Annotated in this window: 1 pseudogene; it reads left to right on the top strand. The window is 66.9% G+C overall.

Going from position 1 to position 269, the window contains the following annotated elements:
- Nucleotides 1-40: 40 nt before the first annotated feature.
- Nucleotides 41-269, top strand: a pseudogene (locus SB847_RS21145) (NAD(P)(+) transhydrogenase (Re/Si-specific) subunit alpha); the annotation flags it as partial.

Genomic DNA, 269 nt, shown 5'->3' with positions numbered 1-269 from the left:
CCTGAAAGTCAGGACGCCGACTGACGACGAGCTTCGCCGCATGAAACGCGGCACGGTGCTCGTCGGGATGCTCGATCCCTACGACGTCGACCAGCTAGCCCGCATTCGCGCAGCCGGCCTGCCGTCGTTCGCGCTCGAACTGATGCCTCGCACCACGCGGGCGCAAAGCATGGACGTGCTCTCCTCGCAGGCGAACATCGCCGGCTACAAGGCGGTGCTGCTCGCGGCGAGCCTGTATCCGCGCTTCATGCCGACGCTCATGACCGCCG

Origin of the sequence: Bacillus sp. SIMBA_026 (assembly GCF_046535335.1) — a bacterium.
In the GTDB taxonomy this organism is placed as follows: Bacteria; Bacillota; Bacilli; order Bacillales; family Bacillaceae; genus Bacillus; species Bacillus velezensis.
Note: the sequence above shows the minus strand (reverse complement) of the source record. Positions and strands in the feature narration are given on the sequence as shown.